The sequence below is a fragment of the Streptomyces sp. NBC_01142 genome (assembly GCF_026341125.1).
In the GTDB taxonomy this organism is placed as follows: domain Bacteria; phylum Actinomycetota; class Actinomycetes; order Streptomycetales; family Streptomycetaceae; genus Streptomyces.
The window spans coordinates 1,504,846-1,530,195 of sequence record NZ_JAPEOR010000002.1 but is presented as its reverse complement, the minus strand read 5'-3'; the positions used below and the strand labels follow the sequence as shown (position 1 = coordinate 1,530,195).

The window sequence follows — 25,350 nt, the reverse complement described above, 5'->3', positions numbered from 1 at the left end:
GCCGATACGATGACGGACGTACTGGCCACACGCGAGGAGGACCCCGGCATGGCGGGAGAACCGCAGGCTGACTGCCTGTTCTGCAAGATCGTCGCGGGGGAGGTGCCGGCCACCGTCGTACGGGAGACGGAGACCATCGTCGCCTTCCGCGACATCAACCCCCAGGCGCCGACCCACGTTCTGGTCATCCCCAAGGCGCACTACCCGGACGCCGTCTCCCTCGCCGCCGCGGAGCCGCAGCTCACCGCCGATCTGCTGCGTGAGGCGGGCGAGGTCGCCGCCCAGGAGAAGGCCGTCGAGGCCGGGTACCGCATCGTCTTCAACACCGGCGCGGGCGCCGGACAGACCGTGTTCCACGCCCACGCACATCTGCTGGCCGGCCGCGGCCTCGCCTGGCCTCCTGGATAAAGCGCCTTGTCCGTACGTGAATTGGTCGTGCTCGGCACCGCCAGCCAGGTCCCGACCCGGCACCGCAACCACAACGGCTATCTGCTGCGCTGGGACGGCGAGGGCATCCTCTTCGATCCCGGCGAGGGCACCCAGCGCCAGATGCTGCGGGCCGGTGTGGCCGCGCACGACATCAACCGCATCTGCGTCACGCACTTCCACGGCGACCACTCGCTCGGTCTCGCCGGGGTGATCCAGCGGATCAACCTCGACCGGGTGCCGCACGAGGTGTCCGCCCACTACCCGGCGAGCGGGCAGCACTTCTTCGACCGGCTGCGGTACGCGACGGCGTACCGCGAGTCGGTGCGGCTCACCCAGACGCCGGTCGCCGCCGACGGGGTGCTGGCCGAGTCCCCCTCGTACGCCCTCGAAGCCCACCGGCTCTCGCACCCCGTCGAGTCGTACGGCTACCGGATCGTCGAGCCCGACGGCCGCCGGATGCTCCCCGGGAAGCTGGCCGCGCACGGGATCAAGGGACCCGACGTGGGCCGGCTGCAGCGCGAGGGATCGCTCGGCGGGGTGACTCTGGACGACGTCAGCGAGGCCCGCCGCGGCCAGCGGTTCGCCTTTGTGATGGACACCCGGCTCTGCGAGGGCGTGTACGCGCTCGCGGAGGGCTGCGACATGCTCGTCATCGAGTCGACGTTCCTCGACGAGGACGAACAACTGGCCGTGGAACACGGGCACTTGACCGCAGGACAAGCGGCGCGAGTGGCGCGGGACGCGGGCGTACGGCACCTTGTCCTGACGCACTTCTCGCAGCGCTACAGCGACGCGGACGACTTCGAGCGCCAGGCACGCGCGGCCGGGTTCGAGGGCGAGCTGAGCGTTGCCCAGGACCTGTGGCGCATCGCCGTACCCAAACGGATCTGACACCCGTACCCGCCTAATATGGGGCAATGCCCCTCCCCAAAGCCGAACTGCACCTTCATATCGAAGGCACTCTCGAACCCGAGCTCGCCTTCGCGCTCGCCGCGCGCAACAGCGTCCTGCTGCCCTACAAGGACGCCGAGGAGCTGCGCCGCGCGTACCTCTTCGAGGATCTCCAGTCCTTCCTCCATCTGTACTACGGGCTGATGGCCGTGCTGAACACCGAGGACGACTTCACCGACCTCGCCGACGCCTATCTCGCGCGCGCCGCCGGGCAGGGCGTACGCCACGCGGAGATCTTCTTCGACCCGCAGGCGCACACCGCCCGCGGCGTCGCGCTCGGCACCGTCATCGAGGGCCTGGCTCGCGCGCTGGACCGCAGCGAGGAGCGGCACGGCGTCTCCACCCGGCTGATCATGTGCTTCCTGCGCGATCAGTCCGCCCAGTCCGCGATGGAGACGCTGGAGGCGGCGAAGCCGTATCTGGGCCGGATCGCGGCGGTGGGTCTGGACTCGGCGGAGGTGGGGAATCCGCCGTCGAAGTTCCGCGAGGTGTACGAGGCGGCGGCCGCGCTCGGGCTGCGCAGGGTGGCGCACGCGGGCGAGGAGGGCCCGCCCGCCTACATCCGTGAGGCCCTGGACATCCTCGGTGTCGAGCGCATCGACCACGGGCTGCGCTGCATGGAGGAGCCGGAGCTGGTCGAGCGGCTGGTGCGGGAGCGGATTCCGCTGACGCTCTGCCCGTTGTCGAACGTACGGCTGCGGGCCGTCGACACCCTGGAGGAGCACCCGCTGCGGCGGATGATGGACGCGGGGCTGCTGTGCACGGTCAACTCCGACGACCCCGCGTACTTCGGCGGCTATGTGGGTGACACCTTCCACGCGGTGCACGAGGCGCTGGGGCTCGACGACGAGCGGCTGCGCGAGCTCGCCCGCAACTCCTTCCTGGCGTCGTTCCTCGAGGACGACGAGGAGCGGCGGGCGCGTCTGATCGCCGAGGTCGAGGCGTACGACTTCGAACGGCCCGAGTAGCCGGCCCGGTCGGCGGCCGGCTGCGGCCGGCGCGGGTGTTGACGTCCACTGTTCGCGTATCTCATCTCCCTTCTCATCCATGTGTGTGTCTGTAATGTCGCTTGTATGGGGTTATGTGGGGATGTGCGGGGAGGCGGAGTCGCGGCATGACCGAGGACCTGGACAGGAACCTCGCGATCACCGGGGTGCGGCTCACGCCCGTCCTCATCAGCGATCCGCCGCTGCTCAATGTGCAGGGCGTGCACCAGCCGTACACCCCGCGCCTGGTCGTGGAGATCGACACGGCCGGCGGCGTCACCGGCATCGGTGAGACGTACGGCGACACCACGTACCTGGAGCTGGCCCGGCCGTACGCCGCGCTGCTGCCCGGACACTCCGTCGCCGACCTCAACGGCCTGTTCACCCTTGCCAACCAGTTCGGCGTCACCGACGAGTGTGTCGAGGACGCCATCGACGTCGGCGGGCTGCGCGGCGTCCGGACCGCCGACAAGCTGAGGCTCTCCATCGTCTCGGCCTTCGAGGTCGCCTGCCTGGACGCCCTCGGCAAGGCGTACGGACAGCCGGTGCACGCCCTCCTCGGCGGCAAGGTCCGCGACACCGTCGAGTACAGCGCGTATCTCTTCTACCGCTGGGCGGAGCACCCCGGGGGCGGCGAGCGGGACGACTGGGGCGCGGCCGTCGATCCGGCCGGGATCGTCGAGCAGGCGCGCCGCTTCGTACGCGACCACGGCTTCCGTTCCTTCAAGCTCAAGGGCGGCGTCTTCCCGCCCGAGCGGGAGATCGCCGCGGTCAGGGCACTTGCCGAGGCCTTCCCGGGGCACCCGCTGCGGCTCGACCCCAACGGCGGCTGGACCGCAACGACTTCACTGCGGGTCGCGGAGGAACTGAAGGGCGTACTCGAGTACCTGGAGGATCCGGCGCCCGGCACCCCCGCCATGGCCGAGGTCTCGGCCGGGACCGATGTCCCGCTCGCCACCAACATGTGTGTGACGACCTTCGCGGAGATCCGCGAGGCCTTCATGAAGGACGCGGTCCAGGTTGTCCTCTCCGACCACCACTACTGGGGCGGTTTGCGCAATACGCGCGAACTGGCAGCGATCTGCCGGACGTTCGGGGTCGGCCTGTCCATGCACTCCAACACCCACATGGGCGTCAGCCTCGCCGCGATGACCCACGTCGCCGCGACCGTTCCCAACCTGGACTACGCCTGCGACAGCCACTACCCCTGGCAGAGGGACGACGTGATCACCGCGCGCCATGTCTTCCGGGACGGCCGGCTGACGGTCTCCGACGCCCCTGGCCTCGGTGTCGCACTCGACCGGGAGGCCCTCGGCCGTCTCCACCGGCGCTGGCTCGACGACGACGGCACGATGCGCGACCGCGACGACGCCGCCGCCATGCGCAGGGCGAAGGGCTACGAGGACTGGACGACTCCCGCCCTCCCGCGCTGGTAGCGGCTGCCGGGCCCACCGGACCAGGCACGCGAGTGCGCATCCACTGCCCCCTCCTGCTCCATCAGGCACACTGTCCTGATCCGCACCACGTACGGGGAGCGCACGGTGAGCACTCGGCACGGAGAGCATCCGGAACACACGGCCGGCCTGGACCCGCTGGCGGCACTGCGGACCTCCGACGATCCGCCCTGCGACGTCTTCCTCACCGGCAACGTCTTCCTCGACATCATCTTCACCGGCCTCGACTCCGCCCCCGTGCGGGGCACCGAGACCTGGGCCCGGGGCATGGGATCCAGCCCCGGCGGCGTCGCCAACATGGCCACCGCCCTCGCCAGGCTCGGCCTGCGCACCTCCCTCGCGGCGGCCTTCGGCGACGACCACTACGGCGAGTACTGCTGGGACGCCCTCGAACAGGGCGAGGGCATCGACCTGTCGCTGTCCCGCACCGTGCCCGGCTGGCACTCGTCCGTCACCGTCTCGATGGCGTACGAGGGCGAGCGCACGATGGTCTCCCACGGACACGAGGCGCCGCCGACCGAGCACGGCCTCCTGTGCCCGGCGCGTACCCGGGCCGCGATCGCCTCCCTCACCCCCGGCCGCGCCGAGTGGATCACCCAGGCCGCCCGCAACGGCACGCGCATCTTCGCCGATGTCGGCTGGGACGAGACGGGCCGCTGGGACCCCGCCGACCTCGCCGATCTGGAGCACTGCGAGGCCTTCCTGCCGAACGCCGAGGAGGCGATGCGCTACACCCGCACCGACTGCCCGCGTGCCGCCGCCCACGCCCTGACCGAGAAGGTCCCGCTCGCCGTGGTCACCCTGGGCGCGGAGGGCGCGTACGCCGTGGACGGTTCGACCGGCGAGAGCGCCCAGGTCCCGGCGATCGCGGTGGAGGCGCTCGACCCGACCGGCGCCGGGGACGTGTTCGTGGCCGGCTTTGTCACCGGCACGCTCGCCGGCTGGCCGCTCGAGGACCGCCTGGCTCTCGCGGGCCTGACCGCGGCGCTCTCGGTGCAGGAGTTCGGCGGCTCGCTCTCGGCGCCGGGCTGGTCGGAGATCGCGGCCTGGTGGCAGTACGTCCAGGGCTGCGACGACCAGGACCCGGCGGCCCTGCGCCGGTACGCCTTCCTGGAGGCGGTGCTGCCCGCGCCGAGCAGGCCGTGGCCACTGCGCAGGGCCGTACCGACGATCGGCTTCGGCCGCTCGGTCTGAGGCCCGCCCCGCGGCACGGCGGGCCTCCCCGGGGGCGGCCCCGGACGACGCCCCGGACGTTCCCGGCGGGCGCCCAGGACGAGCCCCGGCGGGCGCCCGGAAGGCCCGGGCAGAGCCCCGACAGAGCCCCGTCGGGGCCCCGGGCCGAGCTCCGCCGGAAAAAGCCCTCGGTCTTGTCAGTGTCAGGTCGTACGCTTGGTGTCCCAGAGGTTGTCGAGCAGCGAGAACCCTGCAACGGGAGGTATGTGCAGGCCACAGAGCCGGCCCATGACTCAGACACCCACAGCCCAGACCCCCGCGCCGGGGCAGGCACGAGCCCACTTCACCGTCCCCGCCAAGCATCCGATGGTGACGGTCCTGGGTTCGGGTGACGCCCTGCTGCGCGTGATCGAGAAGGCCTTCCCGGCAGCCGACATACATGTCCGGGGCAATCAGGTGAGCGCGGTCGGAGACGCGGTGGAAGTCGCTCTGATCCAGCGCCTGTTCGACGAGATGATGCTCGTGCTCCGCACCGGGCAGCCGATGACGGAGGACGCAGTGGAACGCTCGATCGCCATGCTCAGGGCGAGCGACAACGGCCAGGCCGAGGGCGGGAGCGAGACCCCGGCCGAGGTGCTCACCCAGAACATCCTCTCCAGCCGCGGCCGGACGATTCGCCCCAAGACCCTCAACCAGAAGCGGTACGTCGACGCGATCGACAAGCACACGATCGTCTTCGGCATCGGCCCCGCCGGTACCGGCAAGACGTATCTGGCCATGGCCAAGGCGGTGCAGGCCCTGCAGTCCAAGCAGGTCAACCGCATCATCCTGACCCGGCCCGCGGTGGAGGCGGGCGAGCGGCTCGGCTTCCTGCCCGGCACCCTCTACGAGAAGATCGACCCGTATCTGCGGCCGCTGTACGACGCGCTGCACGACATGCTCGACCCCGACTCGATCCCGCGGCTGATGGCGGCGGGCACGATCGAGGTCGCGCCCCTGGCGTACATGCGTGGGCGGACGCTCAACGACGCGTTCATCATCCTCGACGAGGCGCAGAACACCAGCGCCGAGCAGATGAAGATGTTCCTGACCCGGCTCGGCTTCGACTCGAAGATCGTCGTCACCGGTGACGTCACCCAGGTCGACCTGCCGAGCGGCACGAAGAGCGGACTGCGGCAGGTCCAGGACATCCTCGAAGGCGTCGCGGACGTCCACTTCTCCCGGCTCACGAGCCAGGATGTCGTCCGGCACAAGCTCGTCGGCCGTATCGTCGACGCGTACGAGAAGTACGACGGCCAGAACGGGCAGCGGCACTAGCGGTCGCGGACGAGAGAAGTAGCAGCGCACCATGTCGATCGACGTCAACAACGAATCCGGAACCGAGGTCGACGAGCAGGCGATCCTCGATGTCGCCCGCTACGCGCTCGCGCGGATGCGTATTCACCCGCTCTCCGAGCTCTCGGTGATCGTCGTGGACGACGCGGCCATGGAGCAGCTCCACATCCAGTGGATGGATCTGCCCGGCCCGACCGATGTCATGTCCTTCCCGATGGACGAGCTGCGGCCCCCGGTCAAGGACGAGGAGGAGCCCCCGCAGGGGCTCCTCGGTGACATCGTGCTCTGCCCCGAAGTCGCCAAGCGGCAGGGCGAGGACGCCCCGACGCAGCACTCCATGGACGAGGAGCTCCAGCTTCTGACCGTCCATGGAGTGCTGCATCTGCTCGGGTACGACCACGAGGAGCCGGACGAGAAGGCCGAGATGTTCGGCCTCCAGGCCGCGATCGTCGACAGCTGGAGGGCGGAGAAGGGACTGACAGGGCCGTCCCCGGCGCCGACCGTCTCATGACCGGCCAACTGATCTTCGGTGCGATCCTGTTGGTCGTCGTCGCCTGGCTGGCAGCGTGCGCGGAGGCGGGCATAGCGCGCGTCTCCAGCTTCCGTGCCGCCGAGGCCGTACGGGCGGGGAGGCGCGGCGCGGCGAAGCTGGAACAGGTCGCGGCCGACCCGACCCGCTATCTCAATGTGGCTCTGCTGGTGCGGGTGGCGTGCGAGATGGCGGCCGGCGTGCTGGTCACCTACGTCTGCCTGCAGGAGTTCGACGAGACCTGGGCGGCGCTGCTCGTCGCGATCGCGGTGATGGTGCTCGTCTCGTATGTGGCCGTCGGCGTCTCTCCGCGCACGATCGGCCGTCAGCACCCGCTGAACACCGCCACCGCCTCGGCGTACGTTCTGCTGCCGCTGGCCAGCGTCATGGGCCCGATCCCACAGCTGCTGATCCTGCTCGGCAATGCGCTCACGCCCGGAAAGGGCTTCCGCAAGGGCCCGTTCGCGAGCGAGGCGGAGCTGCGGGCGATGGTGGACCTCGCCGAGCAGGAGTCCCTGATCGAGGACGACGAGCGCCGGATGGTGCACTCCGTCTTCGAGCTCGGCGACACGTTGGTGCGCGAAGTGATGGTCCCGCGCACCGATCTGGTCTCCATCGAGCGGTACAAGACGGTCCGGCAGGCGCTGACGCTGGCGCTGCGCTCCGGTTTCTCGCGTATCCCCGTCACCGGGGAGAACGAGGACGACATCGTCGGTGTCGTCTATCTGAAGGACCTGGTGCGCAAGACGCACATCAACCGGGAGGCGGAGTCGGATCTGGTCTCCACGGCGATGCGGCCCGCGGTGTTCGTGCCCGACACCAAGAACGCGGGTGACCTGCTGCGCGAGATGCAGCAGAAGCGCAATCACGTCGCCGTCGTCATCGACGAGTACGGCGGTACGGCCGGCATCGTCACGATCGAGGACATCCTCGAGGAGATCGTCGGCGAGATCACGGACGAGTACGACCGTGAACTGCCGCCGGTCGAGGAGCTGGGCCACGGACGCTTCCGGGTCACCGCGCGTCTCGACATCGGGGACCTCGGGGAGCTGTACGGCCTGGACGAGCTGGACGACGAGGACGTGGAGACGGTCGGCGGACTGCTGGCGAAGGCGCTGGGCCGGGTGCCGATCGCGGGTGCCTCCGCGGTGGTGGAGCTGCCGGACGGGCGGAAGCTGCGGCTGACGGCCGAGTCCCCGGCCGGTCGCCGGAACAAGATCGTCACGGTGCTGGCGGAGCCGGAGGGGAACCCCGCATGACCCCGCAGGAGCTCAGGGCGTTCTGCCTGCAATTCAACGCGGCGGTCGAGGAGTTCCCGTTCGGGCCCGAGACCTCGGTGTTCAAGGTTCTGGGGAAACTGTTCGCCCTCAGCGCGCTGGGCGCGGAGCCTCTCAAGGTGAACCTCAAGTGCGAGCCGGAGAACGCGGTGCGGCTGCGCGGGGACCATGCGGCCATCGTCCCGGGCTGGCACATGAACAAGCGCCACTGGAACACGGTCACGGTCGGCGGGCTCCCGGACGGGCTGGTCCGCGAGCTGATCGAGGACTCGTACGACTTGGTGGTGGCGGGCCTGCCGAGGGCGGAACGCCTGCGCCTGGACAGGTAGCTCCGGCGGCGGCCGGGGGTGGGTGGCGGGCTGCCTGGTTCTTCACCCGCGCCGGCGAGATCGATCCGCCCTTTGGCTGCCGAGCGCCACGGTCCGCCGGTGCAGACGGGCGGCGCCGACCCGACTACCGCTCCAGGGAGCGCAGTTGGGACCGGAACGCGTCCGGCGTCGTCGCCGGGTTCCGGGTTCCGGCCCTCCCGTTTCCGAGGATCGTGCTGCACACACCGCTGCCGGCGGCGGACACGGCGGCGAAGCTTCAGCGGCCGGCGAGCCCGGAGGGGCGGCGGGGTACGGCATACCCGGTCAGGGGGCTGACCGGCGAGTATGTATATCCTCTGCCCGTTATCGGGGAGGGGGGAACTCCCCAGTGTTTTTGAGATTCAAGGGGAGTACCACTTTCATGCGTATCCGTATGCGCCGCGGCGTGGCCGCCGCTCTCACCGTTTCCGCGCTGTGCTTCTCCGCGGCTGCCTGTGGCACCGAGGACGAGAAGAAGCCCGCCGCCGCCGGTGACAAGGCCAAGGACAAGGGTGAGGAGAAGCCTGCCGCGCCGCTCACCGCCGCGCAGATGAAGGCCGCGCTGCTGGAGGTCAAGGACCTGCCGGCCGGCTGGAAGTCCTCTCCGGCCGCCAAGGACGACGACATCGCCAAGGTGGACAAGCCGGAGTGCAAGGCGCTCGGCACGGTCCTGTCGGGCAAGGTCGAGGGCGCCACCATGGGCGACACGCACGACTTCGAGGGCGCCGCCGGCACCTCCATCCTCAGCGAGCAGGTGTACACCTTCGCCGGCACCGGTGCCGTGGACCACATGAAGGCGCTCAGTGACGCGGTGGGCGTCTGCAAGTCGTTCGCCGTCACCGGCGACGAGGGCTTCCCGGTCAAGGTCGAGACGCTTGCGGCGCCGAAGGCGGCCGAGGAGTCCCTCACCTTCAAGATGACGCTGCAGATCCCGGGCCTCGGCCAGGGCATCAGTTCCAACCTCCTCGTGATGCGCCAGGGCAACGGCGTGGCCCGCATCGCCCACGTCCCGGGTGAGGAGAAGCTCGCCAAGGACTTCGACGACCTGGTCAAGCGTGCGGGTGACAAGTTCGTCAAGGGCGCGCAGAGCTGACGCTCGTCCCGGCGCGAACGGCGCAGGCCCCGGCACCGGGGCCTGCGCCGTTTCGTTCGCCGGGGCCGATCTATGCTCGGGGCATGACCCAGAGCACCGACCTCGGCCCCGAGGACCGCAAGATCATCACGCTGGCGCGCAGTGCCCGCGCCCGCAACGGGGTGCCCGAGGGCGCCGCCGTACGGGACGAGACCGGGCGGACCTACGTCGCCGGGACCGTGGCGCTGGACTCGCTCAGGCTCAGCGCGCTGCAGACCGCCGTTGCCATGGCCGTCGCCAGCGGCGCGCAGTCGCTGGAGGCAGCGGCCCTCGTTTCCGAGGCCGACGCCGCTTCCGACGCGGACCGCGCGGCGGTACGGGACCTGGGCGGGGCCGCGACCCCGGTGCTGCTCGCGGGTCCTGACGGGGAGCTCAAGGCCTCGGTCACCGCGGGCTGACGACCCCTCAGGTCCTCCCGTCTGCTCCGTCTGCTCCGTCCGCTCCCACCTGCTCCCGTCTGCCCTCGCGTACTCCCGAGTCCGCCGAGCGGGGCCGCGCCTCCGCCGAGCGGGCCGTCACCTCCGCCGAGCGGGGCCGTCACCTCCGGCGACAGCCTGGACTCGTACGTCGACGGGGCCGCCCTGCGGATGACGATCTTCTGGATTCGGGGTGAGCGGCGACGCCACGCCGGCGCAGTCGCCGGTGCTTCGTCCTCGACCGGTCCGGGCGGTGTGCCAGGGCCGGCGTCACCGTTTCCGGTGGCGCCGGTTCCTCTTGTGGCCTGCGGAAACGCGGATCTTGACACCATCTGATGGGTCATCAGATGGTGCATTTCGATTCCATTGACTTCTCATCGCCCCCGGCCGTCAATGGCCCCCTGCCGCCGCGGAAGAGCCGCCGCGTCCGCACTCATCAGAAGGGGGCAATCATGCTGTCAGCCGCCCGAAGACCCCGCAGGCCCGCCGTCCGCCGACGGCGGTGGACCGCCGCGCTGGGGGCCGTCGCACTGGTCGCGGGTGCGGCGTCGCTCGCCGCGCCCGCGATGGCCGCGGCCCTTGCGCCGGTGGACTTCGACACCCACTGCGTACCGCCGCCCATCGCCGGCATTCCGCCCATCGACGGCACCACGACCGGGGAGATCACGGTCGACAACGCCGCACCCAAGGTCGGCGACACCGTCAAGGTCACGTACACCGTCGTCAAGCCGGCCGCCAGCAACCCGGTCGACCTCGCGCTGCCGGCCGACATCATGACGCCCAGCGGCAAGGTCACCCTCGGCGGTGCCCAGCCGGGCAGCGTCACCGTCACCGGACCCAAGAAGAACCCGCCGGTCCCCGGCAAGGGAGCGTTCCCGTCGTTCTCGATGACCGGCACCTTCACGGTCACCAAGCCTGGCTCGATCACCCTCTCGCCCGGCGACTACAACATCCACACCAGCTACATCATGGAGCTGGACACCCCCTGCACGGTCATCAGTCCGCCCGCGCCCGTCTCCCAGACGATCGTCGCGACGGATGCCCCCGGAGCCAACGAGCGCACCATCCAGCTCGCCACGGCCTCCGGCAAGCCCGGTGACCGGGTCACCGTGACCGGCGCCAAGTTCACCCCGCTCGCCGACATCACTCTCGTCGGACGTGCCGGGGCGGCCGAGACCGCCGACAGGATGACCGTCAAGGCCGACGCCACCGGCGGATTCACCGCCCAGCCGGTGGTCAACGACAAGGCGACCACAGGCATCGTCGCGTACGAGGGCGCGGCCTGGGACGCGGCGAAGGGCGCAGGCCCGGCCGCGTACACGGTCGTCGACGACACCCCGCTGCCCGAGAACAGCCAGAAGCTCAATGCCTCGGTCGCGCCAGGCACGCTGTCCATGTCCCAGGCCGGTGACACCGTCGCGATGTCGGCGGTCGACTTCGGCGCGGGCGGGGCATCCACCGGCGATCTGAAGACGGTGACGGTCAAGGACTTCCGCGGCGGTCCCGCGGGCTGGTCCCTGACCGGCAAGGTCACCGACTTCACCGGGCCCGGCGGGAAGATCGACGCCGGCAAGCTCGGCTGGACACCGGCCTGCACCACCAAGCAGGGCAGTCCCAGCACCTGTGCGGCCGGCTCCGCAGGACCGGTCGGCAGCGCGGGCGCGACGCTCGCCTCCACGCCCAACGGGGCGCTCACCGGTGGTGAGTTCACCGTGGACGCGAAGGTCTCGCTGAACGTACCGGCGTACACCGCCCCCGGCGCGTACTCCGGTGTGCTGACCCTCACGCTCACCTGACCGCGGCGAACCGAGCCACAAACAGCGGGCCGGGCGCGCACCCGGTCGGCCCGCTTCGAACCCCGGGGGGCTCCGCACCATGCGCAAGCTGCTGTACGTGATCCTGCCGGTCCTGGCCGCCCTCCTGCTGAGCGGCACCCCGGCCGCCCACGCCGCCGACAACGGCAACTGGTCCGTCTACCCCACCGCCTCCGAGCTGGGCGGACGCCCCTACTTCTATCTCTCGGCCGATCCCGGCGCGACGCTGACCGACACGGTCACGGTCACCAACAAGACCGCGGCCCCGCTGACCTTCCGGCTGTACGCCGCCGACGCGTACAACACCGAACGGGACGGCGGATTCGCCGTACGCACCCGGAAGGAGAAGCAGCGCGGCGTCGGCGCGTGGGCCCGCCCCGAGCGTGACCGTGTCACCGTCCCGCCGCACGATTCGGTCACGGTGCCGTACACGCTCACCGTCCCCGAGGAGGCCGAGCCCGGTGACCACCCCGGCGCGCTGGTGGCCCTCGACGAGCGCGTCGGCCCCGCCTCGGGCTCGGTCGCCGTCGGCGTGCAGCAGGCGGTCGGGGCGCGGATCTATCTGCGGGTGAACGGCCCCACCGTGCCCGCGCTCTCCGTCGAGGACGTCGAACTCACCCATGATCAGCCCCTGGTGCCCGGCACCGGCGAGAGCAGTGCCCTGATCTCGTACACGCTCTACAACCGCGGCAATGTCACCCTCAACCCCAAGGTCGCCCTCAAGGCCGAGGGCCTCTTCGGCCGTGATCTGCTCTCCCGCGATCTGAAGAAGATCCCCTCGGAGCTGCTGCCGCGCCAGAGGATCCGCCTCACCGAACACTGGGCGGGCGCACCCCAGCTCGAATGGGGGGAGGTGAAGCTCACCGCCAGCGCACGGGACGTACGCGAGTCCGCCGGAGCCTCCTTCTTCGCACTGCCGTGGCTGGTCGCGGTGGTGCTCGCGGTGGCCCTTGCGGGAGCCGGAGTGTGGGCCAGAGTGCGGCACGTGCGGGCGCGCGTACCGGAGGGCCCGTGACATCAGGGACAATGGGCGCCATGAGCGCTCGTACCCAAGACAGCAACGCCCCCCACCGGGCAGGTTTCGCCTGCTTCGTGGGCCGCCCCAACGCGGGCAAGTCCACCCTCACGAACGCTCTGGTCGGCCAGAAGGTGGCCATCACCTCCAGCCGGCCGCAGACGACCAGGCACACCGTGCGCGGCATCGTGCACCGCCCCGAGGCGCAGCTGATCCTGGTCGACACCCCGGGACTGCACAAGCCGCGCACCCTGCTCGGCGAGCGGCTCAACGACGTCGTACGCACCACCTGGGCCGAGGTCGACGTGATCGGCTTCTGCCTCCCCGCCGACCAGAAGCTCGGCCCCGGCGACCGGTTCATCGCCAAGGAGCTCGCCGGGATCAAGAAGACCCCGAAGGTCGCGATCGTCACCAAGACCGACCTGGTCGACTCCAAGACCCTCGCCGAGCAGCTGATCGCGATCGACCAGCTCGGCAAGGAGCTGGGCATGGAGTGGGCGGAGATCGTCCCGGTCTCGGCGGTCGGCGGCAAGCAGGTCCAGCTGGTGGCCGACCTGTTGATCCCGCTGCTCCCGGAGAGCCCCCCGCTCTACCCGGAGGGCGACCTCACCGACGAGCCCGAGGTCGTCATGGTCGCGGAGCTGATCCGCGAGGCCGCGCTGGAAGGTGTACGGGACGAGCTGCCGCACTCGATCGCGGTGGTCGTCGAGGAGATGCTCCCGCGCGAGAACCGCCCGGCGGACAAGCCGCTGCTGGACATCCACGCGAACGTCTACATCGAGCGCCCGAGCCAGAAGGGCATCATCATCGGCCCGCAGGGCAAGCGGCTGAAGGAGGTCGGCACCAAGTCCCGCAAGCACATCGAGGCGCTTCTGGGCACGCCGGTCTTCCTGGATCTGCACGTGAAGGTCGCGAAGGACTGGCAGCGGGACCCGAAGCAGCTGCGCAAGCTGGGCTTCTGACCGAATCGGGCGGCGGCTCGGGCCGGGAGGAACCGGCCTCCCGCGCCGAGCCGCATGTCTGTGCCGTCAGGTTCGGTGGGTCCCGCGACTTCCGTCAGGAATTTCCTCAGGCGCGGCCTCAGGAACCTTCCTTGAGGACGCGGGATATCAGCTGACGCTGAGCGTCGGACAGCCGGGGATCGGAGCAGTAGACCGTGTGCCCGTCGACCGTGATCTGGTAGCTGAACCCGTCCGGCACCCCGATCGGTGGCGTGGCCCGGCAGTCGGCCACCGCCTGCTCGGCCAGGGCATGCCACTCGCTCGCATCGGTCCGCCCCGAGGTGTCCACCTCCGCGAACCGCTCGATGCCGGCGAATCCTCCCGTACGCCTCACCTGTATACGCATGGGTCCCGTTCTAGTACGGATCAGGCCCGGACGAAACCGGGGCGGCAGCGGGGCAGTGGGCGGGCAGGGCGGAACCGAGCCGGGCGGCCCGCGGCCACCCGGCTCCGGCCACCCGGCCCCGAACCGCTCAGCCGGTCGGCACCCCGACCTGCGACCAGGCCTTCAGTACCGCCTGATGCTCCTCCCCGTCACCGAAACGCGCCTGCGCCGCCGCCACCGTCAGCCGGGCGAAGCTCGCAAAGTCCGCGTCCACGGCCAGCTCGCCGCCCGTCAGGGTGTCGAACCAGATCTGCCCCGCCCGCTCCCAGGCCTTCCCGCCCAGCTGTGTGGCCAGCAGATAGAAGGCGTGGTTGGGGATGCCGGAATTGATGTGCACACCGCCGTTGTCCCGGCCGGTACGGACGTAGTCGTCCATCGTCCCCGGCTGCGGGTCCTTGCCGAGCACATCGTCGTCGTACGCCGAACCGGGTTCCTTCATGGAGCGCAGGGCGACCCCGGTGATCCGCGGCGCGAGCAGACCCGCGCCGATCAGCCAGTCGGCCTGATCCGCCCGCTGGTCGAGGGTGTACTGCTTGACCAGCGAGCCGATGACGTCCGACATGGACTCGTTCAGCGCGCCCGGCTGCCCGAAGTAGCTCAGATTCGCCGTGTACTGCGTCAGGCCGTGGGCCAGCTCGTGCGCGATGACATCGACGGGGATGGAGAAGTCGAGGAAGATCTCGCCGTCACCGTCGCCGAAGACCATCTGGTCGCCGTCCCAGAAGGCGTTCCCGTAGTTCTCCTCGTAGTGGACGCTGGCGATCAGCGGCAGGCCCTCGCCGTCGAGCGAACTGCGCCCGTACGACGTCAGCAGCAGCTCGAACGTCGCGCCCAGGCCCGCGTACACGCGGTTGACGGTGGCGTCCTTGCCGGGCTCGTCGCCCTCGGCGCGGACCTTTGTGCCCGGCAGCTCCGTGCCGTGACGGCAGTCGTGGATGGTGCGCTGCGGTTTGTCGGGCGCCGGACCGCGGGGCGCGAGGGCCGCCCGTGTGCCGACGACCGTGGTCAGCCGGCGCCGGGTGCGCTGGGCGGCGTCCGCCTCGAGAGTGCGGCAGGCCGGCTCGGAGAGCGTGGGGTCCTCGGCGCGCGCCAGTTTGTCGAGGACATGGGGCGGCACGATGGTGCAGAAGATGGGATGGCGTTCGTCCATGTCAGGCAATGTGACACTGGGTCGCGCCGCTGTCACTGGTTGCCACCATGATTGATGAAATGGAGTGATACGGAGGCCTGCGGGTGTGCCTAGTGTGATACAGCACCGTTTGACCGGAACGGAATGAGTGTCCCGCATACTGATACGGGACCGCCGTTTCCGTGCCGCTCGGCTAGGCTCACTCCATCATGCGTTTCGGGCTGCTTCTCCTTAGCTGCCGCGGCGAGGGCCTGTAGTCGTAGGCCGACCCCCTCCCCGCGGAGTTTGGTGTTGCGGTGATCACGACCCGTCGGCCGTCCCAGTGGACACACGAGGAGCCCCACGCAATGTCTGATATTTCCGTCGGTCGCCCCACGCCCGTCACCACCGCGACCCACACCCAGAAGCCCTCCGGGATGCCGATCCACAAGTACGGCACCTATGAGGCCGTGGACATCCCCGACCGCACCTGGCCCGACAACCGGATCACCGTTGCGCCCCGCTGGCTGTCCACCGATCTGCGCGACGGCAACCAGGCTCTGATCGACCCGATGTCGCCGGCCCGCAAGCGCGAGATGTTCGACCTGCTCGTCCGCATGGGCTACAAGGAGATCGAGGTCGGCTTCCCGTCCTCCGGCGAGACCGACTTCGCGTTCGTACGCTCCATCATCGAAGACGGCGCGATCCCCGAGGACGTGACGATCTCCGTCCTGACGCAGGCGCGCGAAGAGCTGATCGAGCGCACCGTCGAGTCGCTGCGCGGCGCCCACCGTGCCACCGTCCACCTGTACAACGCCACCGCCCCCACCTTCCGCCGCGTCGTCTTCCGCGGCTCGAAGGAGCAGGTCAAGCAGATCGCCGTGGACGGCACCCGGCTGGTGATGGAGTACGCCGAGAAGATCCTGACCGACGAGACGATCTTCGGCTACCAGTACAGCCCCGAGATCTTCACCGACACCGAGCTGGACTTCGCGCTGGACGTCTGCGAGGGCGTCATGGACGTCTGGCAGCCCGAGGCCGGCCGGGAGATCATCCTCAACCTGCCCGCCACGGTGGAGCGTTCGACCCCCTCCACGCACGCCGACCGTTTCGAGTGGATGTCGCGCAACCTGTCGCGCCGCGAGTACGTCTGCCTGTCCGTCCACCCGCACAACGACCGCGGTACCGCCGTCGCCGCCGCCGAGCTGGCGATCATGGCGGGCGCGGACCGTATCGAGGGCTGCCTGTTCGGCCAGGGCGAGCGCACCGGCAACGTCGACCTGGTGACGCTGGGCATGAACCTGTTCTCGCAGGGCGTCGACCCGCAGATCGACTTCTCGCAGATCGACGAGATCCGTCGTACGAGCGAGTACTGCAACCAGATGGAGATCCACCCGCGCCACCCCTACGCGGGCGACCTCGTCTACACCGCGTTCTCCGGCTCCCACCAGGACGCCATCAAGAAGGGCTTCGACGCCATGGAGGCCGACGCGGCCGCCCAGGGCAAGACCGTGGACGACATCGAGTGGGCCGTGCCGTATCTGCCCATCGACCCCAAGGACGTCGGCCGTTCCTACGAGGCGGTCATCCGCGTCAACTCGCAGTCCGGCAAGGGCGGTATCGCCTATGTCCTGAAGAACGACCACAAGCTGGACCTGCCGCGCCGGATGCAGATCGAGTTCTCGAAGATCATCCAGACGAAGACGGACGCCGAGGGCGGCGAGATCACGCCGACGGCGATCTGGTCCGCGTTCCAGGACGAGTACCTGCCCAACCCGGGCGACGCCGCGGCCCGATGGGGCCGTATCCAGCTGTGTTCCGGCCAGACCACCACCGACACGGACGGTATCGACACCCTGACCGTCGAGGCGGTCGTGGACGGCGCCGAGACCGTGCTGACCGGCTCCGGCAACGGCCCGATCTCGGCCTTCTTCGAGGCGCTGAGCGCGGTCGGTGTCGACGCACGGCTGCTGGACTACCAGGAGCACACGATGAGCGAGGGAGCGAGCGCGCAGGCCGCCTCGTACATCGAGTGTGCGATCGACGGCCAGGTGCTGTGGGGCATGGGCATCGACGCCAACACCACGCGTGCGTCGCTGAAGGCGGTCGTCTCGGCCGTCAACCGCGCGGCCCGCTAGCCACCTTCACCGCGTCCCCCGTCCGCTGCTTTCGGGCAGTGGCCGGGGGACGCGGTGCGTACGGGGCGAAGGCGGGCACGCAGGGCGTGGAATCGGCCATGTCCTGGCGTACTGCTGCCGGGGGTGCTGACGCAGCATCATCGATGTGGCTAACATCACGTGCACGCGGCAATGTTGCCGCGGGGGTGCCTCCCGTGCCCAGAGGGCTACGGGGGAGTTACGGAGGTGCGACGTGCTGCCAGCCCGAGGACTATTCGGCCGAAAAGTGCCGGTCTGCGGCGTTTACACCTCTTGGAACACCGTCGGTGACGGCGAGTTCTTCTGTTCCGACTGCGGAGGCGACCGCAACTACCGCCGCCGTACCGGCCGCCGCCGTTTCACACTTCTCGGTGTCCCGCTGCTGCCGCGCGGCCTGGCGGGCCCGGTCGTCGAATGCACCGCCTGTCAGGCCCACTTCGGCACCGACGCCCTCGACCACCCCACCACCTCCCGCTTCTCCGCGATGCTCCGCGACGCCGTCCACACCGTCGCCCTTGCCGTCCTCGCCTCCGGCGGCACCTCCTCGCGTCCGGTGCGGGAGACCGCCGTCGCGACGGTCCGCGCGGCAGGTCTCGACGACTGCACGGAGGACCAACTGACGGCCCTGATCGAGGCGCTCGCGGCCGACACCGGCCGTTTCGTCACCGACACCGGGCCGTACGGAGCGGCACTCGCCATCGAGCTCCATGAGGCACTGGAGCCGCTCGCACCGCATCTGGCCCCGGCGGGACGGGAGTCGATCCTGCTTCAGGGCGCGCGCATCGCCCTCGCGGACGGCCCGTACAGCCCGGCGGAGCGCGAGGTGCTGACGACGGTCGGCGCGGCGCTGCAGCTGCGCGCGGACGACACGGCGCGGTTGCTGGCGGCGGCCCGTACGCCGTTGTAGTCCGTACTCCCTGCGCGTACTGCCTGCGCGTACTCCCTGGGGAGTAATTTCCGGCCGGCGCCGCCCGGCGCAGTAACCCCCGTCTCGGCCGTCCGCGCGACGAATCGAGCGCTCCCCGACGGGAGTCTGGTGACGGAATCCAACACCGGACACCCGTGATGAAGGGGAGACACCCATGGGGCCCGTACACAAGAGGCGTCGAGTCGTGCCGTGGGCGGTGCTCGCGCTCTGGATCGCCGTCCTCGCCCTCGCCGGGCCTTTCGCCGGCAAACTCGGCGACGTACAGCGCGACAACATCGTGGACTACCTCCCGGCGAACGCGGACTCCACCCAGGTCGCACAGATCCAGCAGGAGCTGCCCGGTGGCGAGTCCACCGATCTCGTCCTCGTCTACCACCGCGGCGGCGGGCTGACCGCGGCCGACCGTGCGGTGGCGGACCGGCAGGCCGGGGAGATAGCCGCCGCACACGCACTCACCGGTCCTGCGAAGGGCATCCCCTCCAGGGACGGCACGACCCTGATGATCCCGGTGTCGACCACGGGGCCCGGCTCCGACGAGGAGGCGCGCGCAGCCTTCGTCGAGGACGTCCGCAAGAGAGTGAGCGGCGTCGAAGGGCTGAGCGTCGAGGTCGGCGGACCGGGCGCCCTGCAGACCGACATGGGGGAGGTCTTCGAGTCCATCGACGGCACGCTGATGATCGCGACCGTCCTCGTCGTCGCCGTCCTGCTGATCCTCACCTACCGCAGCCCGTTCCTGTGGCTGGTCCCGCTGGTCGTCGTCGGCGTTGCCGCCCTCACCACCAGGGCTGTGATCTACGGCCTCGTCCAGGGCTTCGACCTCACCGTCACCAGCCAGAGCGCGGGGATCATGACCGTCCTCGTCTTCGGCGCGGGCACCGACTACGCCCTGCTGCTCGTCGCCCGGTACCGCGAGGAGCTGCGGCGCGTCCCACAGCCGTACGACGCGATGCGCGCCGCCCTGCGCGGCTGCGGGCCGGCCGTCCTCGCCTCCTCGGGGACCGTCGCGGCCGGGCTCCTGTGCCTGCTCGCCGCCGACCTCAACAGCGCCCGCGGGCTCGGTCCCGTCGGCGCGGTGGGTGTGGTCTGTGCGCTGGCCGCGATGCTGACGCTGCTGCCCGCCGTGCTCGTCCTGCTCGGCCGCCGGGTCTTCTGGCCGCTCATTCCCGCGTACGACAGCGAGCCCAAGGCACGTCGCTCGCTCTTCGCCGCGATGGGCAGCTCCGCCGGGCGCAGGCCCGTGGCCGTCCTCGCCTCCGGCGCGGCCCTCCTCGGGGCCCTCGCGCTCGGTGCGTTCAACCTCCCCGGCAACCTCGCCCAGGAGGACAGCTTCACCGACCGGCCCGAATCCGTCTCCGCCATGCGGACCCTGGCCGACGCCTACCCCGACCGCAGCAGCCAGCCGATCAGCGTGGTCACACCGGCGGACACCGCGGACGAGGCGCTCGCCCGGGCCCGTACGACTCCCGGAGTGGTGTCCGCCGAACGCGGACGCAGCGCGGACGGATGGACCGAGCTCTCCGTCTTCGGCAAGGACGCGCCCGAGACGGCAGGCGAGACCGCGACCATCAAGGCACTGCGCGGTGCACTGGACGGCAGCTACGTCGGCGGTCCGAGCGCGCAGCAACTGGACCTGGAGGAGACCAACTCACGGGACCGGATGGTCGTCGTCCCGCTGGTGCTCGTAGCCGTCCTGCTGATCCTGATCGCCCTGCTGCGCAGCCTCGTCGCGCCGCTGATCCTCGTTGTCGCGGTCGTCGCGGTGTGGGGCGCGGCGATGGGTCTGGGCGGGCTGGTCTTCGAGCCGCTCTTCGGCTTCCCGGGCATGGACCCGGGGCTGCCGCTGCTCTCCTTCGTCTTCCTCGTGGCGCTGGGCGTGGACTACGGCATCTTCGTGATGCACCGGATGCGCGAGGAGGCCCTGTCCGGGGCGGAACCGGCGGCCGCTGCGCTGACCGCCCTGCGCACGACGGGTGGCGTCATCGCCTCGGCGGGCATCGTGCTGGCCGCGACGTTCGGGGTGCTGATGAACCTGCCGCTCGTGCCGCTGGTCGAGATGGGCTTCGTCGTCGCGGTGGGCGTCCTGCTGGACACGTTCCTGGTGCGGACATATCTGGTGACGTCCGCGAGTCTGCTGCTGGGGCGGTGGGTGTGGTGGCCGGGCGCTCTCGCCCGACCGGTGGGCGCGGGAGCCGCCGCGGTGGGTGTGCGGCAGCGGGAGCCGGAGCGGGCTGGGCGGGCGTGACCCGTCGCCCGCCGCGGATGCCCGGGGCGGGGTGTGTTCCCCACCCCGCCCCTTCCCGCAACCCGGGGTCTGCCCTGGGGCCCGCGCCTCAATCGCCGGCGGGGCTTGAGGTTCTCGTACGGCGGGGCTTGAAGTGCCCGCCCGAGGACTTCCCAGCCCGTCCGGCGATTGAGGACAACGCCCGGAGGGCGTTCCGGGGTTCTGGGGGCTTGCCCCCAGTTGCGGGAAGCGGCGTCCCGACGCCCGGGGAAACCCTCTCCCTCCCGCAGGCGCATTTCCCGGAGGATGGACCCGTGCAGCAGCCGCCGACCGACCCCGAACTCCCGCGCGCCCGCCCCCGCCTCGGCGAGCGCCTTCTCACCGCCGTCAGCCGTGACCCTCTGACAGTGCCGCACCGGCAGCGCAACGACGCCGTCATCGCCGCGGGCACGGGTGTCCTCGCCGTCGTACTGGCTCTGGTCGTCAAGGACGGCCGCCAGCCCGACGTACTCGGCTGGGCGCTGCTCGCCGGCAGCATCGTGCCCCTGGCGTGGCGCAGGAGACGGCCGCTTCTCGTGCTGCTCGCCGTGCTGGCATGCATCGGCCCGTACCACGCCTTCGACAACACGCACTTCGCGCCCGTCCCCGGCTCCCTCCTGGCTCTCTACACCGTTGCCACCATCCTCCGTCCGCTGCACACCATGCTCATCGGCACCGGTGTCATCGGCATCGCCCTCACGGTGATGTTCAGGGTCAACACCCACCAAGGCCTGGAGTCGCTGCGCACCTCCGGCTGGATCCTGGCGGTGCTCGTCCTCGGCGTGGACGTGCGCGTCTACCGTCGCTACATCGCCTCCGTCGTGGGCCGAGCGGAGCGGGCCGAACGCACCCGCGAGGAGGAGGCCGCCCGCCGCGTCGCCGAGGAACGCCTGCGTATCGCCCGCGATCTGCACGACCTCCTCGCCCACTCCATCACCCTTATCGGCGTGCAGACCTCCGTCGCCGCGCATGTCCTGGCCGTCGATCCCGACCGGCTCGACCGGGCCGCGATCGCCAAGGCCCTCGATGACATAGCGGACACCTGCCGCACCGCGCGCGGTGAACTGCGCACCACCTTGGAGGTGCTGAGAGCGGACGGCCCGGACGGCCCGGAACCGCACGGCCCACTGCCCGATCTGAGGGCGCTGCCCGGTCTCGTACGGGCGGCGAACGCGGACCTGACGGTGCGCACCGGGGAGGTACGCCTGCCACCGGCGGTCGAGGCCGCGGCGTACCGCATCGTGCAGGAGTCGCTGACCAATGCCGTACGGCACGGGGGCTCGGGCGTGCAGATCACCGTGGCGGTCCAACTGCGCGGCCGGGCGCTGGATGTCACGGTCACCGACGACGGTACGGGTCCGGGCGAAACCGGCGGCTCCGGCTACGGCATCGTCGGAATGCGCGAGCGCGCCCGCAGCGTGGGAGGCACACTGTCCGCGGGCCCGCGCGACGGCGGCGGGTTCGTCGTGGCGGCGGTCCTGCCGCTCCAGCCATCGGAGGCCCTCGCATGAGCACGATCCGCGTCCTGCTCGCCGACGACCAGACGCTCGTACGGGCCGCCTTCGCGATGCTCGTCGAGTCCGCCCGCGACATGGAGGTCGTCGGCCAGGCGGGCACGGGCGCGGAGGCGGTCGAACTGGCCCGCACCGAACGCGCGGACCTCGTCGTCATGGACATACGCATGCCCGAACTCGACGGCATCGAAGCGACCCGCCTGATCGCCTCCGACGACGACCTCGCAGGCGTCAAGGTCCTGATTCTCACGACCTACGACACCGACGAGCACATCCTCGAGGCGCTGCGCGCGGGCGCGTCCGGCTTCCTGGTGAAGGACACCAGACCGGCCGACCTGCTCGCCGCGATCAGGACGGTGGCGGCGGGGGAGTCGCTGCTCTCGCCGGGCCCCACGTCCCGTCTGATCGCCCGGGTCCTGAGCGCGCCCTCGGGGCCGCCCACCACGGGCGGCCCGGACGGTCTGACCGACCGCGAACGCCAGGTGCTCGCGCTGCTCGCGCGCGGCCTGAACAACACGGAGATCGCCGAGACGCTGGGCCTGAGCCCGCTGACCGCGAAGACCCATGTCAGCCGGATCATGGGCAAGTTGGGAGCCCGGGACCGGGCACAGCTGGTGATCGTGGCGTACGAGTCGGGGCTGGTGGTCCCGGGAGACGCCTAGACGCATCCGGCCACACTGGATCGCATCAATGTGCTTGCTTAACGATCTTATGACCTCGGCCCGTACTCACCCTGGGAGCATTGGATCAGCGCAGAACGAGAACGCAGGGGCGACCGTAGGGCGAGATGTAGGGCGAATGCTGAGGGACGTGCACCCCGGCCCGATGCCGGGCCGATCATCCCGCACCAGTCACCCGAGGGACTGCCGGCCAGCCCCGACACACCCCCACATGCTGGCCGAGTGGCCGCGAAGGCATCTTCGGCTCCGGTGATGACCAGTCGGTGTCCACGCACCGGCGACCGCCGGATTATGACGCGCACTATCAGTTCGGTGTTGCCGTCGATTCTCTGCCAATCGTGAGCGGCTGCAGGGCGTTCGCCATGCGCCCGAAGAGCCTTGAGTTTCATGACATCCAGTAGCGCGAGGCATGCGACGCCCAGCCGAAGGACTTGAGTCCTTTCGGCCACTGCGCCCTAAGGCGGTTTGAGGCAGTGCCGCCATGCCCCCAACATGGCGTGTCGGCTGGCGATCTTGGTTTGCAAGCGCCGGAGAATGACACCCATACGGGGAGAGAACTGTGTTCAAGAAAGCTATAGCCATTGCTGCAGCGGCAGCCGGGATCATCGCTCTGACGGGCGGAACCGCGTTCGCCTACGGCTCGAAGAGCACCAAGCTGTCCAACGGGGTCCTGAAGGTCACCGCGGACAACGGCTGCACCGTGACCGGCAATTGCAGCCTGTACTACGCCCAGACCAGCTACAAGAAGACTGGGGGCGACAGAGTCTCCATCCAGCTTGCGCTCAGCACAGGCGTTGCCCTCTTCAAGACGGATGCCATGAAGATCTCGGCTGGCGAGACGAAGACCAAGAACTGGGGTGGCCTCGCCAAGTCCCAGACCACAGACTGTTCGGTCGCCGGCTACATGATCGCGAGTACGGGCAAGTACTACACACCCAACCTGGACGTCTGCTGACCCTGTCCTGTCTGCGGCCGGGGTTGACTTGCCCCGGCCGCAGCGAACAGGAGGCCATTTATGATTGAAGCGTCCATCGGAGCCGTCCCCGGCTTGTTCCTGTCCTTTGCCGTCCTGGCTGTCATGTGTGCCGCGCCGACCGCACTGGTGTGCCGGGCGCGGAAGAGACCGGTGCTCCTGCCGGTGTTGCTGGCTGTCGCCGTTGCGGGGATCCTGACGGTCACCTTGCTGCCGAGCAGCTCGGGTGTGTCTGCGGGGCAGTGTGATGTCGGTCTTCCGCGGCATGTGCTCACGTCATCCAGTGCGCTCCTCAACGTTGCTCTGTTCGTCCCTGGAGCGGGTCTGGGTGTGCTCCTGTGGCGGCGGCCGGTGACAGTCGCTGCCAGCTTCATGATCTTCAGCGGTTGGGTCGAGTTCGTTCAGGCCGTCGCGCCCGTCGGGCGCTCGTGCAGCATCACGGACATCACGGCCAACGTCATGGGAACGCTGATCGGAGCGGCACTTGGTGCGACGTGGATCGGGATCCGTCAGCACCGCTTCCACCGGCCGGGGCGTGACCTCGCCTGGGGTGCCGCTCTGGCTGTCGTGGGGGCGGCCGTGCTGGCCGGCCTTCTGCTCACTCAGACCCAAACCGTCGACACTGTCGCCACAGACGACCAGCATCGGGCGCAGGTGGACGGAGTCGACGGATCGGAAGAGTGGATCAAAACCGCCGCCACAGCCGTGTTCGGTGAGGGAACTCATGTCGGGCAGACCTCTGCCGAGCTGAGCGGGAGATCACGCTCATTGATCACCGCGTCCACGAACCGCGGCACCATCTCAGGATGGTGGCCCGACCGTACGTTGATCCAGGCCTGGTCGTCCGACAACCAGGGCGACCCGGGCAACGTCACCGCAGCAGAGGCCACGAAGATCGCGAACGGCTACGCGAAGAAGTGGCTCCCCCAGAGCATCGCCCGAAGCAAACAGCAGATCCGAACAGTCGGAGATGGTCCCGACTCCGTATACGTGGTGACCTACCGGCGCTACTTCAGCGGCATCATGATGCCGATGCGGCTCGATCTCACCGTCACCAGAGCAGGCCGCATCCTCGGATTCACCTCCAGACCGGAGAGAGATCCTGTCCTTCCCGAACCAGCCATCACGGAGTTCGATGCCAAGCGTCTGGCCGGCCAGCAGGCAAAAGGCAAGGCCTCCAGCGCGCTGCTCCTCGCACAACGCGTGGGCGGGAACTGGCGACCCGTCTGGCTCATCGGCGTGAACAACTCCGACGTCTTCCTCGACGCTGTCACCGGGCTACCAGTACAGCCGGACAAACAAAGCGAGTCAGCCCCGCCGGCCCCGCGGACATAACCCCATCCAGGCGCCGCCTTCACCCCAAACCCTGGGCAGAGGCGGCGCCTCGGCGTTCCAGCGTCAAACCGTTGGAAGAGCACGCGGACCATCCGGGCGTCGCCCTGGACACGCGCACGTCGTCGTTCGGCCCATACAGCTCCCGCAATCGG

The 25,350-nt window shown here is 69.9% G+C and carries 23 protein-coding genes and 1 pseudogene; 22 read left to right on the top strand and 2 right to left on the bottom strand.

Annotated elements, in window-relative coordinates; all coding sequences use genetic code 11:
- Positions 1 to 48 precede the first annotated feature (48 nt).
- The 15 genes and pseudogenes from OG883_RS24470 to era all read left to right on the top strand — a co-directional run bounded on the left by OG883_RS24470 (position 49) and on the right by era (position 13,820).
- Entirely contained in the window at positions 49 to 408 is a 360-nt protein-coding gene (locus OG883_RS24470) for a histidine triad nucleotide-binding protein (RefSeq protein ID WP_266549396.1), read from the top strand.
- Positions 409 to 414: 6 nt separating this feature from the next.
- A complete protein-coding gene (locus tag OG883_RS24465; RefSeq protein ID WP_266544641.1) occupies positions 415 to 1,320 on the top strand; it encodes a ribonuclease Z in 906 nt (301 codons plus the stop codon).
- A 26-nt stretch (positions 1,321 to 1,346) separates the two neighbouring features.
- Positions 1,347 to 2,348 (top strand): adenosine deaminase, encoded by a 1,002-nt coding sequence (locus OG883_RS24460; protein ID WP_266544639.1) that lies wholly within the window; start codon positions 1,347 to 1,349, stop codon positions 2,346 to 2,348.
- A gap of 158 nt (positions 2,349 to 2,506) precedes the next feature.
- Positions 2,507 to 3,802 (top strand): glucarate dehydratase family protein, encoded by a 1,296-nt coding sequence (locus OG883_RS24455; RefSeq protein WP_266549394.1) that lies wholly within the window; start codon positions 2,507 to 2,509, stop codon positions 3,800 to 3,802.
- Positions 3,803 to 3,907: 105 nt separating this feature from the next.
- Positions 3,908 to 5,014 (top strand): carbohydrate kinase family protein, encoded by a 1,107-nt coding sequence (locus OG883_RS24450; protein WP_266544637.1) that lies wholly within the window; start codon positions 3,908 to 3,910, stop codon positions 5,012 to 5,014.
- A gap of 267 nt (positions 5,015 to 5,281) precedes the next feature.
- Positions 5,282 to 6,310 carry a PhoH family protein gene (locus OG883_RS24445; protein WP_266544634.1) on the top strand — a complete coding sequence of 343 codons (1,029 nt, stop codon included), beginning with the start codon at positions 5,282 to 5,284 and terminating at the stop codon, positions 6,308 to 6,310.
- Positions 6,311 to 6,341: 31 nt separating this feature from the next.
- Positions 6,342 to 6,839, top strand: coding sequence for an rRNA maturation RNase YbeY (ybeY, locus tag OG883_RS24440; protein ID WP_266544631.1), 498 nt, complete (start codon positions 6,342 to 6,344; stop codon positions 6,837 to 6,839).
- On the top strand, positions 6,836 to 8,116 hold the full coding sequence (locus OG883_RS24435) for a hemolysin family protein (protein ID WP_266544629.1): 1,281 nt from the start codon (positions 6,836 to 6,838) through the stop codon (positions 8,114 to 8,116). Before ybeY ends, OG883_RS24435 begins: the two co-directional genes overlap by 4 nt.
- On the top strand, positions 8,113 to 8,463 hold the full coding sequence (locus tag OG883_RS24430) for an MmcQ/YjbR family DNA-binding protein (protein WP_266544627.1): 351 nt from the start codon (positions 8,113 to 8,115) through the stop codon (positions 8,461 to 8,463). Before OG883_RS24435 ends, OG883_RS24430 begins: the two co-directional genes overlap by 4 nt.
- 182 nt (positions 8,464 to 8,645) lie before the next feature.
- Positions 8,646 to 8,774: pseudogene (locus tag OG883_RS24425) on the top strand (XRE family transcriptional regulator); the annotation flags it as partial.
- An 89-nt stretch (positions 8,775 to 8,863) separates the two neighbouring features.
- A complete protein-coding gene (locus tag OG883_RS24420) occupies positions 8,864 to 9,574 on the top strand; it encodes a hypothetical protein (protein WP_266544624.1) in 711 nt (236 codons plus the stop codon).
- A gap of 83 nt (positions 9,575 to 9,657) precedes the next feature.
- Positions 9,658 to 10,011: a cytidine deaminase gene (locus OG883_RS24415; RefSeq protein WP_266544621.1), complete on the top strand. Its 354-nt coding sequence runs from the start codon at positions 9,658 to 9,660 to the stop codon at positions 10,009 to 10,011.
- Between the two features lie 470 nt (positions 10,012 to 10,481).
- Positions 10,482 to 11,825 carry a beta-xylosidase gene (locus OG883_RS24410; RefSeq protein WP_266544618.1) on the top strand — a complete coding sequence of 448 codons (1,344 nt, stop codon included), beginning with the start codon at positions 10,482 to 10,484 and terminating at the stop codon, positions 11,823 to 11,825.
- 79 nt (positions 11,826 to 11,904) lie between these two features.
- The gene (locus tag OG883_RS24405) at positions 11,905 to 12,858 is read left to right on the top strand and encodes a DUF916 domain-containing protein (protein WP_266544615.1); all 954 of its coding nucleotides are present in this window, start codon (positions 11,905 to 11,907) and stop codon (positions 12,856 to 12,858) included.
- 20 nt (positions 12,859 to 12,878) lie between these two features.
- Complete coding sequence (gene era / locus OG883_RS24400) at positions 12,879 to 13,820, top strand: GTPase Era (protein ID WP_266544612.1); 942 nt, start codon at positions 12,879 to 12,881, stop codon at positions 13,818 to 13,820.
- A gap of 118 nt (positions 13,821 to 13,938) precedes the next feature.
- Here the strand turns inward: era and OG883_RS24395 are convergent, their stop codons facing one another.
- Both OG883_RS24395 and OG883_RS24390 read right to left on the bottom strand, forming a co-directional pair.
- Positions 13,939 to 14,205, bottom strand: coding sequence for a protealysin inhibitor emfourin (locus OG883_RS24395; protein ID WP_266544610.1), 267 nt, complete (start codon positions 14,203 to 14,205; stop codon positions 13,939 to 13,941).
- Positions 14,206 to 14,332: 127 nt separating this feature from the next.
- Positions 14,333 to 15,394 (bottom strand): M4 family metallopeptidase, encoded by a 1,062-nt coding sequence (locus OG883_RS24390; protein WP_266544607.1) that lies wholly within the window; start codon positions 15,392 to 15,394, stop codon positions 14,333 to 14,335.
- A 326-nt stretch (positions 15,395 to 15,720) separates the two neighbouring features.
- On the opposite strand from OG883_RS24390, the gene leuA reads away from it, so the two are divergent.
- From leuA to OG883_RS24355, 7 genes are all read left to right on the top strand, one after another.
- Positions 15,721 to 17,490, top strand: a complete 1,770-nt coding sequence (leuA, locus tag OG883_RS24385; RefSeq protein WP_266544605.1) for a 2-isopropylmalate synthase — start codon at positions 15,721 to 15,723, stop codon at positions 17,488 to 17,490.
- Positions 17,491 to 17,722: 232 nt separating this feature from the next.
- Positions 17,723 to 18,415: a TerB family tellurite resistance protein gene (locus OG883_RS24380; RefSeq protein WP_266544602.1), complete on the top strand. Its 693-nt coding sequence runs from the start codon at positions 17,723 to 17,725 to the stop codon at positions 18,413 to 18,415.
- 175 nt (positions 18,416 to 18,590) lie between these two features.
- Entirely contained in the window at positions 18,591 to 20,678 is a 2,088-nt protein-coding gene (locus OG883_RS24375; protein ID WP_266544599.1) for an MMPL family transporter, read from the top strand.
- A gap of 293 nt (positions 20,679 to 20,971) precedes the next feature.
- Positions 20,972 to 22,207, top strand: a complete 1,236-nt coding sequence (locus OG883_RS24370; RefSeq protein ID WP_266544597.1) for a sensor histidine kinase — start codon at positions 20,972 to 20,974, stop codon at positions 22,205 to 22,207.
- Positions 22,204 to 22,872: a response regulator transcription factor gene (locus OG883_RS24365; protein ID WP_266544594.1), complete on the top strand. Its 669-nt coding sequence runs from the start codon at positions 22,204 to 22,206 to the stop codon at positions 22,870 to 22,872. The genes OG883_RS24370 and OG883_RS24365 overlap by 4 nt, the downstream gene beginning before the upstream one ends.
- Before the next feature lie 577 nt (positions 22,873 to 23,449).
- Entirely contained in the window at positions 23,450 to 23,845 is a 396-nt protein-coding gene (locus tag OG883_RS24360; protein ID WP_266544591.1) for a hypothetical protein, read from the top strand.
- 60 nt (positions 23,846 to 23,905) lie between these two features.
- Positions 23,906 to 25,198: a VanZ family protein gene (locus OG883_RS24355; protein WP_323180960.1), complete on the top strand. Its 1,293-nt coding sequence runs from the start codon at positions 23,906 to 23,908 to the stop codon at positions 25,196 to 25,198.
- Positions 25,199 to 25,350: the final 152 nt, after the last annotated feature.

Bases quoted from the DNA above. Each gene is read 5' to 3' on its own strand.
- OG883_RS24470 (WP_266549396.1), top strand. From the start codon at position 49: ATGGCGGGAGAACCGCAGGCTGACTGCCTGTTCTGCAAGATCGTCGCG.
- OG883_RS24435 (WP_266544629.1), top strand. From the start codon at position 6,836: ATGACCGGCCAACTGATCTTCGGTGCGATCCTGTTGGTCGTCGTCGCC.
- OG883_RS24365 (WP_266544594.1), top strand. From the start codon at position 22,204: ATGAGCACGATCCGCGTCCTGCTCGCCGACGACCAGACGCTCGTACGG.
- OG883_RS24410 (WP_266544618.1), top strand. From the start codon at position 10,482: ATGCTGTCAGCCGCCCGAAGACCCCGCAGGCCCGCCGTCCGCCGACGG.
- ybeY (WP_266544631.1), top strand. From the start codon at position 6,342: ATGTCGATCGACGTCAACAACGAATCCGGAACCGAGGTCGACGAGCAG.
- OG883_RS24355 (WP_323180960.1), top strand. From the start codon at position 23,906: ATGATTGAAGCGTCCATCGGAGCCGTCCCCGGCTTGTTCCTGTCCTTT.
- leuA (WP_266544605.1), top strand. From the start codon at position 15,721: ATGTCTGATATTTCCGTCGGTCGCCCCACGCCCGTCACCACCGCGACC.
- OG883_RS24405 (WP_266544615.1), top strand. From the start codon at position 11,905: ATGCGCAAGCTGCTGTACGTGATCCTGCCGGTCCTGGCCGCCCTCCTG.
- OG883_RS24395 (WP_266544610.1), bottom strand. From the start codon at position 14,205: ATGCGTATACAGGTGAGGCGTACGGGAGGATTCGCCGGCATCGAGCGG.
- OG883_RS24430 (WP_266544627.1), top strand. From the start codon at position 8,113: ATGACCCCGCAGGAGCTCAGGGCGTTCTGCCTGCAATTCAACGCGGCG.
- OG883_RS24420 (WP_266544624.1), top strand. From the start codon at position 8,864: ATGCGTATCCGTATGCGCCGCGGCGTGGCCGCCGCTCTCACCGTTTCC.
- era (WP_266544612.1), top strand. From the start codon at position 12,879: ATGAGCGCTCGTACCCAAGACAGCAACGCCCCCCACCGGGCAGGTTTC.
- OG883_RS24390 (WP_266544607.1), bottom strand. From the start codon at position 15,394: ATGGACGAACGCCATCCCATCTTCTGCACCATCGTGCCGCCCCATGTC.
- OG883_RS24460 (WP_266544639.1), top strand. From the start codon at position 1,347: ATGCCCCTCCCCAAAGCCGAACTGCACCTTCATATCGAAGGCACTCTC.
- OG883_RS24415 (WP_266544621.1), top strand. From the start codon at position 9,658: ATGACCCAGAGCACCGACCTCGGCCCCGAGGACCGCAAGATCATCACG.
- OG883_RS24445 (WP_266544634.1), top strand. From the start codon at position 5,282: ATGACTCAGACACCCACAGCCCAGACCCCCGCGCCGGGGCAGGCACGA.
- OG883_RS24375 (WP_266544599.1), top strand. From the start codon at position 18,591: ATGGGGCCCGTACACAAGAGGCGTCGAGTCGTGCCGTGGGCGGTGCTC.